General features: G+C 61.3%; 13 protein-coding genes. 11 read left to right on the top strand and 2 right to left on the bottom strand.

Annotated features, from left to right (window positions below; all coding sequences use genetic code 11):
- Positions 1 to 8 precede the first annotated feature (8 nt).
- From AAC077_RS13645 to pdeM, 11 genes are all read left to right on the top strand, one after another.
- Entirely contained in the window at positions 9 to 671 is a 663-nt protein-coding gene (locus AAC077_RS13645; RefSeq protein ID WP_339770488.1) for an OmpA family protein, read from the top strand.
- A gap of 204 nt (positions 672 to 875) precedes the next feature.
- Positions 876 to 2117: an AAA family ATPase gene (locus AAC077_RS13640; protein WP_339770487.1), complete on the top strand. Its 1242-nt coding sequence runs from the start codon at positions 876 to 878 to the stop codon at positions 2115 to 2117.
- 20 nt (positions 2118 to 2137) lie between these two features.
- The gene (locus tag AAC077_RS13635; protein WP_339770485.1) at positions 2138 to 3592 is read left to right on the top strand and encodes a CpaF family protein; all 1455 of its coding nucleotides are present in this window, start codon (positions 2138 to 2140) and stop codon (positions 3590 to 3592) included.
- A gap of 11 nt (positions 3593 to 3603) precedes the next feature.
- A complete protein-coding gene (locus AAC077_RS13630; protein ID WP_339770483.1) occupies positions 3604 to 4566 on the top strand; it encodes a type II secretion system F family protein in 963 nt (320 codons plus the stop codon).
- Between the two features lie 12 nt (positions 4567 to 4578).
- The gene (locus AAC077_RS13625; RefSeq protein WP_339770481.1) at positions 4579 to 5556 is read left to right on the top strand and encodes a type II secretion system F family protein; all 978 of its coding nucleotides are present in this window, start codon (positions 4579 to 4581) and stop codon (positions 5554 to 5556) included.
- 43 nt (positions 5557 to 5599) lie between these two features.
- Positions 5600 to 6130 (top strand): tetratricopeptide repeat protein, encoded by a 531-nt coding sequence (locus AAC077_RS13620; RefSeq protein ID WP_339770479.1) that lies wholly within the window; start codon positions 5600 to 5602, stop codon positions 6128 to 6130.
- Positions 6131 to 6157: 27 nt separating this feature from the next.
- Positions 6158 to 7021: a tetratricopeptide repeat protein gene (locus AAC077_RS13615; protein WP_339770477.1), complete on the top strand. Its 864-nt coding sequence runs from the start codon at positions 6158 to 6160 to the stop codon at positions 7019 to 7021.
- 5 nt (positions 7022 to 7026) lie between these two features.
- Positions 7027 to 7524 carry a prepilin peptidase gene (locus AAC077_RS13610; protein ID WP_339770475.1) on the top strand — a complete coding sequence of 166 codons (498 nt, stop codon included), beginning with the start codon at positions 7027 to 7029 and terminating at the stop codon, positions 7522 to 7524.
- A gap of 98 nt (positions 7525 to 7622) precedes the next feature.
- Positions 7623 to 8930 (top strand): ATPase, encoded by a 1308-nt coding sequence (locus AAC077_RS13605; RefSeq protein ID WP_339770473.1) that lies wholly within the window; start codon positions 7623 to 7625, stop codon positions 8928 to 8930.
- Between the two features lie 100 nt (positions 8931 to 9030).
- Positions 9031 to 11439: a ligase-associated DNA damage response DEXH box helicase gene (locus tag AAC077_RS13600; protein WP_339770471.1), complete on the top strand. Its 2409-nt coding sequence runs from the start codon at positions 9031 to 9033 to the stop codon at positions 11437 to 11439.
- A 106-nt stretch (positions 11440 to 11545) separates the two neighbouring features.
- Positions 11546 to 12211 (top strand): ligase-associated DNA damage response endonuclease PdeM, encoded by a 666-nt coding sequence (gene pdeM, locus AAC077_RS13595; RefSeq protein WP_339770469.1) that lies wholly within the window; start codon positions 11546 to 11548, stop codon positions 12209 to 12211.
- Here the strand turns inward: pdeM and AAC077_RS13590 are convergent.
- Both AAC077_RS13590 and folD read right to left on the bottom strand, forming a co-directional pair.
- Positions 12206 to 12928 carry a LytTR family DNA-binding domain-containing protein gene (locus tag AAC077_RS13590; RefSeq protein WP_339770467.1) on the bottom strand — a complete coding sequence of 241 codons (723 nt, stop codon included), beginning with the start codon at positions 12926 to 12928 and terminating at the stop codon, positions 12206 to 12208. The genes pdeM and AAC077_RS13590 overlap by 6 nt on opposite strands.
- A 188-nt stretch (positions 12929 to 13116) precedes the next feature.
- Positions 13117 to 14010 carry a bifunctional methylenetetrahydrofolate dehydrogenase/methenyltetrahydrofolate cyclohydrolase FolD gene (gene folD, locus AAC077_RS13585; protein ID WP_339770465.1) on the bottom strand — a complete coding sequence of 298 codons (894 nt, stop codon included), beginning with the start codon at positions 14008 to 14010 and terminating at the stop codon, positions 13117 to 13119.
- Positions 14011 to 14097 lie beyond the last annotated feature (87 nt).

The following is a 14097-nucleotide window of genomic DNA, read 5'->3' as shown; positions in this document are numbered from 1 at the left end:
AGAATATCATGAAAAAACAATCCACTTGCGTACTGGCCCTTGTGGTCGCCCTATCCGCCTGTACATCGACCGACCCTGTTTACACGCAATTCTACCGCGAGGCGGGATCGACGATAGACAACGGGTCGTTCGGGTCGGCCACACAAAACAACACCCAAATCATGAACGGCGAACGTCAATACACTGTTGATCTGGCAAACCGCTTTGCGACCGAAATCACCTCGATGGTGACCTTTGCATTCAACAGCGCGCAACTGGACGGCACTGCACAGGCCATTCTGCGTCAGCAAGCCGACTGGATTCGCCAATTCCCCGAAATCCGCTTTCGCGTCTACGGGCACACCGATGCCGTCGGATCGGCGGCCTACAACCGCCGTCTGGGGCTGGCCCGTGCCAACGCAGTCGTGGGTTATCTGACCTCGATGGGCATTTCGCGGTCACGACTGGAAGCGGTCGCGTCGTTTGGCGAAACCCAGCCGTTGATCGTGACCCAGGGCCGCGAACGGCGCAACCGCCGCACCGTGACCGAAGTGTCCGGTTTCGTCGCCCGCCATCCGCAGGTGCTGGACGGCAAATACGCCGAAATCATCTACCGCGACTACATCGCATCCGCCGTGCCGCCCAGCCAGTTGGAAGGCATCAAAGGGTCTGATTTGCGGACTGAACAATAAGCGCAACGCGCGCCCATCGTTCCGAGATTCCTAACAATTGGGCCGTTTTGGCCCCATTCCTGCCCAGATTAGCTGCGAATTTACCCCCAGTGGGACAACTGTGTTCGGTGCCTTGCACCCGACTCAGCTACGGTGGGATAGATTTGGGCGAAAGACAACGCCCCGGCTCTACCTGCCTGCCCTTGTAAATGAGGAAGATAGGTAATGAGCATCGCCATGCCACAACCAGAAACCGCCCCGATTGTCGCCTGCACCGTCAGCCGCGATGTGCAGAACTTTGACCTGCTGATCGAGGACATGGAAACCACTCTGGGCGAGGCCTGGGGTGATCTGGGCTTTGTCGAGGCGTTGGCATTCTTTGGTCAACCCGAGGCCGAGGCGCTTGAGTTCATCGCATTGGCCATGGATCAAGAGGACGAGGACAACCTTGTCCTGATGACCGAAGTGATCACCCAGGCCAAGGCGCGCAAGATCAAGGTGATCCTGATCGCCGAGGACGTGACACCCGCATCGCTGCATTCGCTGCTGCGCCAAGGTGCGGACGAATTCATTCCCTACCCGTTGCCCGAGGGTGAATTGCAACTGGCCATCCAGCGCATTCAAACCCCGCCCGAACCGGAAAAAATCGAAACAAACACCCCCGCCCTGCGCGCAGGCTCCAGCAAGGAAGGCGCGGTGATCGTGGTACACGGCATCGCCGGCGGCACCGGTGCCACGACTTTGGCGACCAATCTGGCGTGGGAGCTGGCGACCTTGGGCAAAAAGGGCGAAACCGCCCCCACCGTATGTCTGTTGGATCTGGACCTGCAATTCGGGTCGGTGTCGACCTATCTGGACCTTGCCCGCCGCGAGGCGGTCTATGAAATGATATCCGACACCGAAAACATGGACGACGAAACCTTCGGCCAGTCGCTGCTGACCTTTAACGAAAAGTTGCACGTGCTGACGGCCCCCGCCGACATGCTGCCGCTGGACCTGATCACGCCCGAAGACATCAGCCGCGTGATCGAAATGGCCCGCAGCCACTTTGATTATGTTGTGGTCGATATGCCCTCGACGCTGGTGCAGTGGACCGAAACGGTGCTGCACGCCGCCCATATCTATTTCGCAACCATCGAACTGGACATGCGGTCGGCGCAAAACACACTGCGGTTCAAACGCGCGTTGCAGTCCGAAGAACTGCCCGCGGAAAAGCTGCGCTATGTGTTGAACCGCGCCCCGAAGTTCACCGATCTCAGCGGCAAGGGCCGGGTGAAGCGTATGGCCGAAAGCCTTGAAATAAACATCGAAGTGTCGCTGCCCGACGGCGGCAAACCGATCACCCAAGGCGCCGATCACGGGCTGCCGCTGGCCGCTTCGGCCCCGAAAAACCCGCTGCGCCGCGAAATTGCCAAACTGGCAGCATCAATTCATGAAACAAAATCCGAACAGGCCAAGGCGGCCTGATCTGAAACCGGGGGAAGCCCATGTTTTCCAAGTATAAAAAAGCCGCGGCAACAGCGCCTGGTGCATCCGCCCCTAAGGCAGCGCCGACCGCCAAGGTTACGCAGATGCCCGCGACAACGGTCAAGCCCGATCCGACCCGCGTCTCCCGGCGCTCGACCATCGCCGCCGCGACCGTTGCGCCGGTTGAAAAGGAACGCAAACGCAAAGAGCGTATGGGCGAGATCAAGCTGGAACTGCACCGCGCCCTGCTGGACAGTCTGAACCTGGCCGCGCTGGAAACCGCGTCGGAACAGGACCTGCGCCACGAAATCAGCGCAATCGCAGCCGAATTCCTGCAAGAACGCAGCATCGTTCTGAACCGCGACGAACGCCATACGCTGAACCAGGAGCTGTACGACGAGGTCAAAGGCCTCGGCCCGCTTGAAACGCTGCTGAAAGACGACACCGTCAACGATATTCTGGTCAACGGCCCGCAACAGATTTTTGTCGAACGCAACGGCAAGCTGGAACTGACCGACGTCACCTTCAAGGACGAACGCCACCTGCTGCGCATCATCGACAAGATCGTGTCGGCGGTGGGTCGGCGCGTCGATGAAAGCAACCCTTACGTTGACGCCCGTCTGAAAGACGGCTCGCGCTTCAACGCCATGGTGCCCCCCATCGCGGTCGACGGCAGCCTGGTGTCGATCCGGAAGTTCAAAAAAGACAAGCTGGGCATCGACGATCTGGTGAATTTCGGGGCCTTCACCGAAGAAATGGCTGCATATCTGCAAGCCGCCGTGGCGACCCGTCTGAACATTATCGTGTCGGGCGGTACCGGTTCGGGCAAAACCACCACGCTGAACGCCCTGTCGTCCTTTATCGACAACGCCGAACGTATCCTGACCATCGAAGACACCGCCGAACTGCAACTGCAACAAACCCACGTGGGCCGCATGGAAAGCCGCCCGCCCAACGTCGAAGGCAAGGGCGAGGTGTCGCCCCGCGACTGTCTGAAGAACGCCCTGCGGATGCGCCCCGACCGTATCATCGTCGGCGAGACGCGCGGCGAGGAAGTCATCGACATGTTGCAGGCCATGAACACCGGCCACGACGGGTCCATGACCACCATCCACGCCAACAGTGCGCGTGATGGCGTCAGCCGTCTGGAAAACATGATCGCAATGGCGGGCATCGAAATGCCGCTCAAGGCCGTGCGCAGTCAGATTTCGTCGGCTGTGAACCTGATCGTGCAGGCCTCTCGCTTGCAGGACGGCTCGCGCCGCATGACCTCGATCACCGAGATCACCGGCATGGAAGGCGACGTGATTTCGATGCAGGAGATTTTCCGGTATCAGCGTGTCGGCCTGACCCCCGAGAACAAGATCATCGGCCATTTCACCGCGACAGGCGTGCGTTCGCACTATGCCGAACGCTTCCGGATGTGGGGCTATGACCTGCCTTCGTCCATCTACGAACCCATCGCAGCCCAATAAGGAACGCCGCCATGAGCGCAGAACCCATTATCTACGGCCTGATTTTTGTCGGCGTCCTTGTGCTTGTCGAGGGGCTGTACCTTGTGGCCTTTGGCAAGTCGATTTCGCTGAACTCGCGCGTCAACCGCCGCCTTGATATGCTGAACAAGGGCGGCCGCCGCGAAGAAGTGCTGGACCAGCTGCGCAAGGAAATGCAGCAGCACATGAACGCCAAGTCGATCCCGCTGTATTCGCTGTTGGCGGAAAAGGCACAGAAGGCGGCCATCGCGTTTACCCCCAAACAGTTGATCGGCGTGATGGCGGGCCTTGCGGTCGTGGCCTTTATGGGCCTGACCATCGGCACCGAAACCGAACCACCCGTGCGCATCCTGTTGTCGATCGTGATCGGCGTCGGCGCGGTCTATTTCTGGGTTTCCTCCAAGGCAAACAAGCGTCTTGCCATGATCGAAGAGCAACTGCCCGACGCCGTCGAGCTGATGGTGCGGTCGCTGCGCGTGGGGCACCCGTTCGTATCGGCCATCCAGATCGTATCAAAAGAGGTCAAGGACCCGCTGGCGTCGGAATTTGGCGTGATCGCAGACGAAAGCGCCTATGGCCGCGACGTGGGCGAGGCGCTCAAGGACATGGCCGAACGTCTGGACATGCAGGATTTGCGCTTTCTGGCCGTGGCCGTGACCATCCAGCAGCAATCGGGTGGTAACCTGGCCGAAATCCTTGCCGGTCTGGCACAGGTGATCCGCGCCCGTTTTCGTCTGTTCCGCCGCGTCAAGGCGATCACCGCCGAGGCGAAATGGTCGGGCAAGTTCCTGTCCGCTTTCCCGCTGGTGGCGCTGGTCGTGATCAATCTGGGCGACCCGCACTACTATGACGAAGTGCGCGACCATCCCTATTTCATCCCCGCCTGTTTCATCGTGGCGATTTTCCTGGGCGTCAACCTATTGGTCATGCGCGCCCTGACCGACATCAAGGTATAAGGGAGCGTAGCTTTGGACACGTTTACACAAATCCAGACCATGATCACCGATCTGCTGGGCCCGCTTGGCCCGATCATCATCGCCGGTGTACTCGGGCTGATGTTGGTCACCGGCACCGTGGTCATGATGCTGCGCCAGCCCGAAGATCCGATGGCCAAACTGAAACGTCAGGTTCAGGCGCCAGGCGGCGATGCACCGCGCGAAAAGCTGCGGCAGGGCGGGCACAACGAACAGCTTGACCGTTTTGCAGGCTTTCTGGAACCCAAGGACGTGGCCGAGCTGAGCAAGCGCCAGTTGATGCTGACCCAAGCGGGCTATCAGTCACGCGATGCGGTGCGGATCTTCCACTTTGCCCAGTTTGCGCTGGGGATCGCTGGGCTGATCTTTGGCGTGATCTATGTGAACGTGCTGAACGCCGATGTCGAAATGACCACCAACAAAATGGCCATGTGGACCTTGGGACCGGGCGGGATCGGATATTACCTGCCCCAATACTGGGTCACCCGCCGCGTCGAGGAACGCAAACAGGAAATCACCCGTGGTTTCCCGGACGCGCTGGATATGATGCTGGTCTGCGTCGAGGCCGGTCAATCGCTGGACCAGTCCATCGTGCGTGTGGCCCGCGAGCTGCGCGCCTCTTACCCCGCGCTGGCCGACGAATTCGACATCGTCGCCTACGAGATGAAGGCCGGCAAGGACAAGGAAACCGTTCTGAACGACATGGGCGAACGCTGCGGCGTGCAGGATGTGTCCAGCTTTACCACCGTGCTGGTGCAATCGGCCAGCTTCGGTACATCCATCGCCGAAGCGTTGCGGGTTTATGCAGGGGAAATGCGTGACAAACGTGTGATGCGCGCCGAAGAGGCCGCAAACAAGTTGCCAACGAAGATGACCCTTGCCACAATGATGCTAACGGTGCCGCCGCTGCTGATCATTCTGGTCGGCCCATCGGTGCATGGCATCACCCAATTGGGCAAAATGAGCAATTGACCATATGACATCAGCCACCAAAGCGGCCCTTCTTGCTGCTCTCATGGCTTTCGGATTGGCCTCCTGTTCACCGGGCGGCCTTTCGTCGTCTCAGGACGGTGTCTATGCCCCCGGCATCGACACCCGCAAAGAGGCCGTGAACGGCATTGATGTCGGCCACCGGCTGATCGCTGCGGGCGAATATGAACTGGCAATCAAGGCCTTTACCCGCGCCGCACTGGATCAGGGCATGGATGCGGAAATTCTGTCGGGCCTGGGCACCGCCAATCTGGGCCTGGGCCGTCTGGGACAGGCCGAAACCCTGTTGCGCCGTGCCGCCGCCGAACAGGATGCATGGCCCGAAATCTACAACAATCTGGGTGTTGTGCTGATGGAACGCGGCAAAACCGCCGAAGCCGAACAGATTTTCCGCAAGGCCTACGCGCTGGATGACGGAGAAAGCACACTCATTAGGGATAATCTGCGCTTAGCACTCGCAAAAACGGAAAATTCTGTTACGGTGGACCCAGAAAATAACAATTATAAATTGGTGCGGCGCGGCAGCAGTGACTATCTGATCCGGCCAGCATCATGATCGAGGCAGCAGTAAAGGACGCAATAAATGCGCCACCCCATTCTTTTTTCCGCCTGCATTGCAGGCGCTATGGTTCTGTCCGCATGTGAAAAGAAAAGCGGCGACGCTGCCGTGCAACGTGCGTTTCAGGACGTGAACGTCGTTGATGAAAGCAACCTGAACGACGTGATGCTGACTGTGGCCGACCCCAACGAAGCGGTCGGTTATTTCCAGCGCACAGCAGCAACCGACCCCAGCCGCATTGACCTGCAACGCGGGCTTGCCATCTCTTTGATCCGCGCCAAGCGCACCACCGAAGCGGCCACAGCCTATGGCAAGGTCGTCAAGATGGACGGCGCCACCGCAGACGACCAAGTGGACTATGCCGATGCGCTGATCCGCTCGGGCGACTGGTCGCAGGCCGAAAAGGTGCTGGACGGCGTCCCCCCCACCCACGAGACATTCAAACGCTACCGGCTGGAAGCGATGGTGGCCGACAGCAATCAGGAATGGAAAAAAGCCGACAGTTTCTATGAAATTGCCGTCGGTCTGACCACCCAGCCGTCGGGCGTGATGAACAACTGGGGCTATTCCAAGCTGACACGCGGCGACTATCAGGGCGCCGAGCGGCTGTTTGGCGAGGCGATCCGCCAGGACCCGACCCTGTTCACCGCCAAGAACAATATGATCCTGGCCCGGGGCGCGCAGCGTGACTATACCCTGCCCGTCATTCCAATGGACCAGATCGAGCGCGCGCAACTGCTGCACACGCTGGCGCTGTCAGCGATCAAACAAGGCGACGTGGAAACCGGCAAAGGGTTGCTGCGCGATGCGATTGAAACGCACCCCCAGCACTTTGAAGCTGCGGTCCGGTCCCTTCAGGCGTTGGAAAACAACGTCACGAACGGATAAGGCCCGTGGCGATCACGGCCTTTTCCGCATGGTGGTTCCTGCCCTTTGTGCTGCCCTTGTGTTTCTACGTGGCCTTCACTGACCTGCGCGAAATGCGCATTACAAATCAGGCTGTTATCGCCCTGATCGTCGTGTTCTTGCTGGTCGGTCTGATCGCCCTGCCTTTTGATCAATACCTGTGGCGCCTGGCGCAACTGGGCATTGTTCTGCTGGTGACCATCGCGCTGAATGCCGCCGGCGTCATGGGGGCAGGTGATTCCAAGTTTATCGCCGCCGCCGCGCCCTTTGTGGCCATGGGCGACGTGCAGTTCCTGATCGCCCTTTACGCCGCCAGCCTGCTGGCTGCCTTTGCCACACACCGTCTGGCCAAACACAGCCCCCTGCGTCGGGTGGCCCCCCATTGGGCCAGTTGGGACCAAGAGAACAAGAAGTTCCCGATGGGTTTTCCGCTGGGCGCGACACTGGCCCTCTATCTAGGTTTTGGCGCTGTCTTTGGAAGCTGATGGCGCCACATCACACATATCTTAAATAATTCGCCACATTATTGGCCCAAATTCACGTTACTGCACCTTTCACCCGGACAACACACAGGCACCCGCCCATGACAATGCAGCAAACATCCGTGATGGCCCCGCCCGCCCCCAAGCGGCTGGAAGAGATGAAATTGCCCATCGTCATGATGCGCGACATCCTGATCAAGACCATGTTTCGCAAGAACTTGGACATGGTCAGCGATCTGGCCCCCGCCCTGTGCCTGCCCATTCCCGTCACGCAGGAACTGATCGACATGGGCCGCGACCAGCGCCTGATCGAGGCGACGGGCACGCTGAATGCCAACAATGGCAACGAAATGGGCTATCAGTTAACCGACGCCGGCAAGGCCCGTGCACTGGATGCGCTGACCCAATCGGAATATTTCGGCGCGATGCCGGTGCCCTTGGATGTCTACCGCGAACAGGTGGAACGCCAGTCAATCCGCAACATCATGGTCAGCCGCGACCAGTTGACCAACGCCATGGGCCATCTGGTCCTGCCCGACAGCCTGCTGGACCACCTCGGCCCCGCCGTCAGCGCGGGCCGCTCGATCCTGATGTACGGCCCCCCCGGCAACGGCAAATCATCCATCTCGAACGGCATCCGCGACGCCCTGGGCGACTGGGTCTATGTGCCGCGCGCCATCGAATACGCGGGTCAGGTGATTACCGTTTACGACCCTATCGTGCACACCGTCGCCGAACATCAGGTGGACGACCCCAACGCCCTGCGCCGCGTCACCCGCTTTGACCGCCGCTATGTCTGCTGCGAACGCCCCACGGTCATCACCGGCGGCGAGCTGTCGCTGAGTATGCTGGATCTGGTCTATAACCCCGTCGCGCGCACCTATCAGGCGCCGCTGCAACTGAAATCGACCGGCGGCATTTTCATCGTCGATGACCTTGGCCGACAGGCGGAACCACCACAAAGCCTTGTAAACCGCTGGATCGTGCCGCTGGAAGAAAGCAAGGACATCCTGTCGCTGCAATCGGGCGAAAAATTCGAAGTGCCCTTCGACACGCTGGTGATCTTTTCAACCAACTTCCACCCGAACGAGATTTTCGATCAGGCGGCCTTGCGCCGTATCTTCTTCAAGATCAAGATCGACGGCCCCAATCAGGCGAACTTCCTCAAGATTTTCGCCATGGTCGCCCGCAAGAAAAAGATGGCGCTGGACGAACCGTCGCTGGTCCACCTGCTCAAGGTGAAATACCCGACCATCAACAACGTCTATGCCAACTATCAACCGGTTTTCCTGATCGACCAGATGATCGCGATCTGCGACTTCGAAGGCATCCCCTACAAGATGTCGCCGCAACTGATCGACCGCGCCTGGGCCAACATGTTCGTCAAGGATGAAGTGATCATCAAATAACCCTTCATCTTGCCCCATAAACTCCGGGGACGCGCCGCAGGCCGGGGGCAGCGCCCCAATTGCGCTGGCCCCTCCGCGCGGCCGCGCTACACTGTGGCGCATGACCCCACTGCCCCCCCTTTTTGCCAACTGGTTCGCCGCCAAAGGCTGGCACATCCACCCGCACCAGCAGGACATGCTGGACCGCGCCGATGCGCCCGCGCTGCTGCTGATCGCGCCCACGGGCGGCGGCAAGACGCTGGCGGGGTTCCTGCCCACGCTGGTCGACCTGGCCCGCCAGCCGCATGACGGATTGCACACGCTCTACGTCTCGCCGCTCAAGGCGCTGGCGGCTGACATCAAACGCAACCTGACCACCCCCGTGACGGAAATGGCCCTGCCCATCCGCATCGAGGACCGCACCGGCGACACCCCCGCCACCCGCAAACGCCGCCAGCGCGCCGATCCGCCGCACATCCTGCTGACCACGCCGGAATCACTGGCGCTGCTGACCAGCTACCCCGACGCGCCGCACATCTTCAAAGGGCTCAAGCGGGTTATCGTCGATGAAATCCACGCATTGGCCGAAAGCAAGCGGGGCGACCAGTTGATGCTGGCGCTGGGGCGGCTGCAAACCCTGTGTCCCGATCTGAAACGCGTCGGCCTGTCCGCCACGGTCGAAGACCCCGCCGCCATTGCCCACACGCTGGCCCGCCACCCCGACCCCTGCGAGGTTCTGCTGGCCGACCCCGGCCCCGCCCCCGACATTGCCATGCTGACCACAGACGCCGCCCCGCCATGGTCCGGCGGTGGCGCCAAATACGCCATTCCGGCGGTGCTGGAGCAGGTCCGCCAGCACAAGACCACGCTGATCTTTCACAACACCCGTGCGCAGGCCGAGATTTTCTTTCACAACCTGTGGCTGGCCAATGACGACGCCCTGCCCATCGGCATCCACCACGGATCACTGGACCGCGCCCAGCGGCAAAAGGTCGAAGCGGCGATGGTCGCAGGCCAGTTGCGGGCGATCGTTTGCACCGGCACGCTGGATCTGGGGATCGACTGGGGCGATGTCGACCTGATCATCCAGATCGGCGCGCCGAAAAACGTCAAACGTCTGGTCCAGCGGATCGGCCGCGCCAACCACCGCTACAACGCCCCGTCCAAGGCCCGCCTGGTCCCCGCCAACCGCTTCGAGGTCGTCGAATGCGTCGCCGCCATCGACGCGGCACTGGCCGGTGAGCTGGACGGCGACCCGCGCGGCCCCGGCCCCCGCGACGTGCTGTGCCAACACATCCTGATCACCGCCGCCGCAGGCCCCTTCGACGCAGATGCGCTTTACGCCGAGGTCACGACCGTCGGCGCCTACAGTGCCCTGTCGCGCCCCGACTTCGACGCGTGCCTCGACTTCGTGGCCATCGGTGGTTATGCCCTGCGTCGCTACGACCAATGGCAGCGGCTGAAACAGGCCCCCGACGGCACATGGGCCTTGCGCGATCCACGCGGTGACCGGCGCATCCGCATGAACATCGGCACCATTCAGGACACCGACACACTGAAGGTGCGCATGAAGAACGCGCGCGGCGGCAAACCCTTGGGCGAAATCGAAGAAGGCTTTGCCGCCACCCTGACCACCGGCGACACTTTCCTGATCGGCGGGCAGATCGTGCGGTATGATTCCTTGCGCGAAATGACCGTGCAGGTCACCCGCGATGCCGCCAAAAAGCCCAAGATCGCCACCTTCATGGGCACCAAATTCGCCACCTCGACCCAGCTCAGCCAGCGCATCCTGCGCCTGTTCCAGCAAGACACCTGGCCCGACCTGCCTGCCCACACCGCGGATTGGCTGTCCCTGCAACGGCAGGTCAGCCGCCTGCCAGAACCGGGCCGGTTGCTGATCGAATGCTTTCCCCACGACGGGCGCATCCACCACGCGGTCTACGGCTTTGCCGGCCGCAACGCGATGCAGACGCTGGGCCTGCTGCTGACCAAACGGATGGAGGAGCTGGGCCTTGATCCGCTGGGGTTTATGGCCACCGACTACGCCACGCTGATCTGGGGGCTTGAACCCATCACCGACCCCGCGCCCTTGTTCGACATCGACGCGCTGCGCGACGGTCTTGATGGCTGGCTGGCGGGCAACGCGGTGATGAAACGCACCTTTCGCGCCTCGGCGACCATCGCGGGGCTGATCGACCGCAACACGCCCACGGCACGTAAATCGGGCCGACAGGCGACGTTTTCATCCGACATCCTGTATGACACGCTCGCCAAATATGACCCCGACCACCTGATGCTGGACATCACCCGCGAAGAGGCGATGCGCGGTCTGGTCGACTTTGGTCGCATCGAAGATATGGCCACGCGCATCGGCTCTCGGATTGACCTGGTCACGCTCGACCGGCTAACGCCGCTGGCCGCGCCGCTGATGCTGGAAATGGGCCGCGTGCCGGTCAAAGGTATGGCCGAGGAGCGGCTGCTGGCCGAAGAGGCGGCCCGCCTGATGGCGACAGCGGGCCTGAAGCCATGACACTTTCTTTTGGCCGAAAATATCCCGGGGGAGGCGCAGCAGCGCCGGGGGCAGCGCCCCCAAATTCCCGCTTTCCCAAGACAATCACACCCGCTATGAACAAATCATGAACGGATGCGACATCACCCTCCAAGGCGCCCGCCTCACCGCCCTGGGCTCGGGCGCTTTGTGGTGGGCCGACCACAGCCTGCTGTGTGTCTCGGACCTGCACCTTTGCAAATCCGAACGCATGGCGCGCCGCGGCGGCCCCGGCCTGCCCCCCTACGAGACACGCGATACCCTGACCCGCCTAGCCGCCGATCTGGACCGCACACAGGCCCACACCGTGGTCTGCCTGGGCGACAGTTTCGACGACCTGCAAGCCGCCCGGTCCCTGCCCGAGGACGAGCGGCTTTGGATCACCCGCCTGCAAGCGGGCCGCCGCTGGATCTGGATCGAGGGCAACCACGACCCCGGCCCGATTGACCTGGGCGGCACCCACCTGGCCGAACTGGCCCTGCCACCGCTGACCTTTCGGCACATTGCGACCGATGAAGGTAAAGGCGAGATTTCAGGGCATTACCACCCAAAGGTCACGCTGCCCACGCGCGGACGCCGCATTTCGCGGCCTGCGTTTCTGGTGGATGAGGACCGGCTGATCCTGCCCGCTTACGGCACCTATACCGGCGGCCTGCGCAGCCACGACGGCGTTCTGGCGCAGCTCATGCGTCCCGATGCCACCGCGATCCTGACCGGCCCCGTACCCGCCGAGGTGCCGATGCCGCGCCTATAGCACGCCTGCGACCTCAAGATCCCGCTGGTATTTGCGACTGACCGGCACCTCGTCCCCGTTGGTCAGGATCAGCACCGGCCGCCCGTTACAGGTCTTCTTAGCGGCGACGGCACCCCGCGCCACCCAATGCGACCGGTGCGTGCAGAACCCGTCGGCTGCGTCCATCTCGTCCACCGCGTCGCTGAACCGCATCCGCAGCGTATAGCGCGCCTGCGCCATGACCACATGAACGATGTGCCCCTCTGCGGACAGCCGCAAAACCGTCTGGTCCGCATCATCGGGCAACCGGCGCAGCAACCGCACCTTGTCACCGTGTGGCTCTTGAACCGCGACCGCCCGTTTGACAAGTTTCGACACAAAGAACCGCAGCGTGCTGACCATAACACAAATGGCCAGTATTTTCGCCGCCAGCGGCCAAAAAGGGACCGTATCGAACGCGCGTCCTTCGAACAAAAACACAGTCCAATATCGCAAGAACGGGGTGTAGATGGCCGTGACAGCGATCAGAACCAGTGGTTCGCGCACGGCAAACGGCACATGCCCCAGCCAGTGCGCACAGATCCGACGCACGCTGCGCGCCACTGCAATCCCGCATCCGATGCTGATGATCCAATAGACAAGCCGGGTGGGAAACGGTCCTTGGACATAGGTGCCAAACGGCCCTGAAAAAGCCGCGACAATCATCAGGATCAGAACAATCGCTGCGAATAGTCCCAACTCGGTCGATAGAAGCCGCACCGCGGTCCTACGCAGACCGTAAAAAACAAAATTCACTTGGCAACCGCTCGAAACACACAACAACAAACTATAAGAACGCCGCCTAATTGCATGCTTTACCGAACAAATTCAATCGCCAAACAATCATAACCGGCGGGGAATCGGCCCGCCCCCACCGGCTTTGGGTTTCAGACTGTCAGCCCCTCGGGCGCAGGCAATCCGTTGGCGCGACAGCACGCCGTGACCGTATTGGCCAGAAGGCACGCGATGGTCATCGGCCCGACGCCACCCGGCACCGGCGTGATTGCCCCCGCGACGGCGGCGCAACTGTCATAATCGACATCCCCCACCAGCCGCGTGCCGCCTTCGGGCTTGTCGATGCGGTTGATGCCCACGTCGATCACCGTCGCACCCGGTTTGATCCAGTCGCCCGGCACCATCTGCGGACGGCCCACAGCGGCCACCACAATATCAGCACGGCGCACAACATCGGCCAGATCCTTGGTCCGCGAATGTGCAATCGTCACGGTGCAACTGTCGCCCAGCAGCAACTGCGCCATCGGCTTGCCCACAATGTTGCTGCGCCCGATCACCACCGCGTCCAGACCCGAAAGCGATCCGTGGTGATCGCGCAGCATCATCAAACACCCCAGCGGCGTGCAGGGCACCATGCTGTCCTGTCCGGTGCCCAACAAGCCCACGTTGGAAATATGGAAGCCGTCTACATCCTTGGCCGGGTCGATGCTGTTGGTCACCAGATCTTCATCCAGATGATCAGGAAGCGGCAATTGCACAAGGATTCCATGAATTTCCGGATCGTTGTTCAACGTCTGGATCAACGCCAACAAGTCCGCCTCGGACGTATCCATATCCAGCTTGTGCTCGACGCTTTTCATGCCCACCTCAACGGTCATCTTGCCCTTGGATCGCACATAGACCTGGCTGGCGGGATCTTCGCCCACCAGCACCACGGCCAGCCCCGGCGTGATCCCGTGATCCGCCTTCAGCGCCGCCACATGGGTCGCCACCTGCCCTCGCACCCTGGCCGCAAAAGCCTTGCCATCAATCACAGTCGCCGCCATCTGAGCGTCCTCTTCCTTGGTTTCATAAATCCCCGCCGGAGGCACGCAGCCGCCGCAAGGTTTCGACCGAAGCACGCGGGGGCTCGA

It is taken from the genome of uncultured Pseudosulfitobacter sp. (assembly GCF_963976325.1).
Lineage (GTDB): Bacteria > Pseudomonadota > Alphaproteobacteria > Rhodobacterales > Rhodobacteraceae > Pseudosulfitobacter.
The sequence above is the reverse complement of the archived record's forward strand: the minus strand, read 5'-3'. Positions and strand labels throughout refer to the sequence as shown.

Coding starts and splice junctions, on each gene's coding strand:
- AAC077_RS13645 (WP_339770488.1), top strand. CDS start 9: ATGAAAAAACAATCCACTTGCGTACTGGCCCTTGTGGTCGCCCTATCC.
- AAC077_RS13640 (WP_339770487.1), top strand. CDS start 876: ATGAGCATCGCCATGCCACAACCAGAAACCGCCCCGATTGTCGCCTGC.
- AAC077_RS13635 (WP_339770485.1), top strand. CDS start 2,138: ATGTTTTCCAAGTATAAAAAAGCCGCGGCAACAGCGCCTGGTGCATCC.
- AAC077_RS13630 (WP_339770483.1), top strand. CDS start 3,604: ATGAGCGCAGAACCCATTATCTACGGCCTGATTTTTGTCGGCGTCCTT.
- AAC077_RS13620 (WP_339770479.1), top strand. CDS start 5,600: ATGGCTTTCGGATTGGCCTCCTGTTCACCGGGCGGCCTTTCGTCGTCT.
- AAC077_RS13615 (WP_339770477.1), top strand. CDS start 6,158: ATGCGCCACCCCATTCTTTTTTCCGCCTGCATTGCAGGCGCTATGGTT.
- AAC077_RS13605 (WP_339770473.1), top strand. CDS start 7,623: ATGACAATGCAGCAAACATCCGTGATGGCCCCGCCCGCCCCCAAGCGG.
- AAC077_RS13600 (WP_339770471.1), top strand. CDS start 9,031: ATGACCCCACTGCCCCCCCTTTTTGCCAACTGGTTCGCCGCCAAAGGC.
- pdeM (WP_339770469.1), top strand. CDS start 11,546: ATGAACGGATGCGACATCACCCTCCAAGGCGCCCGCCTCACCGCCCTG.
- folD (WP_339770465.1), bottom strand. CDS start 14,010: ATGGCGGCGACTGTGATTGATGGCAAGGCTTTTGCGGCCAGGGTGCGA.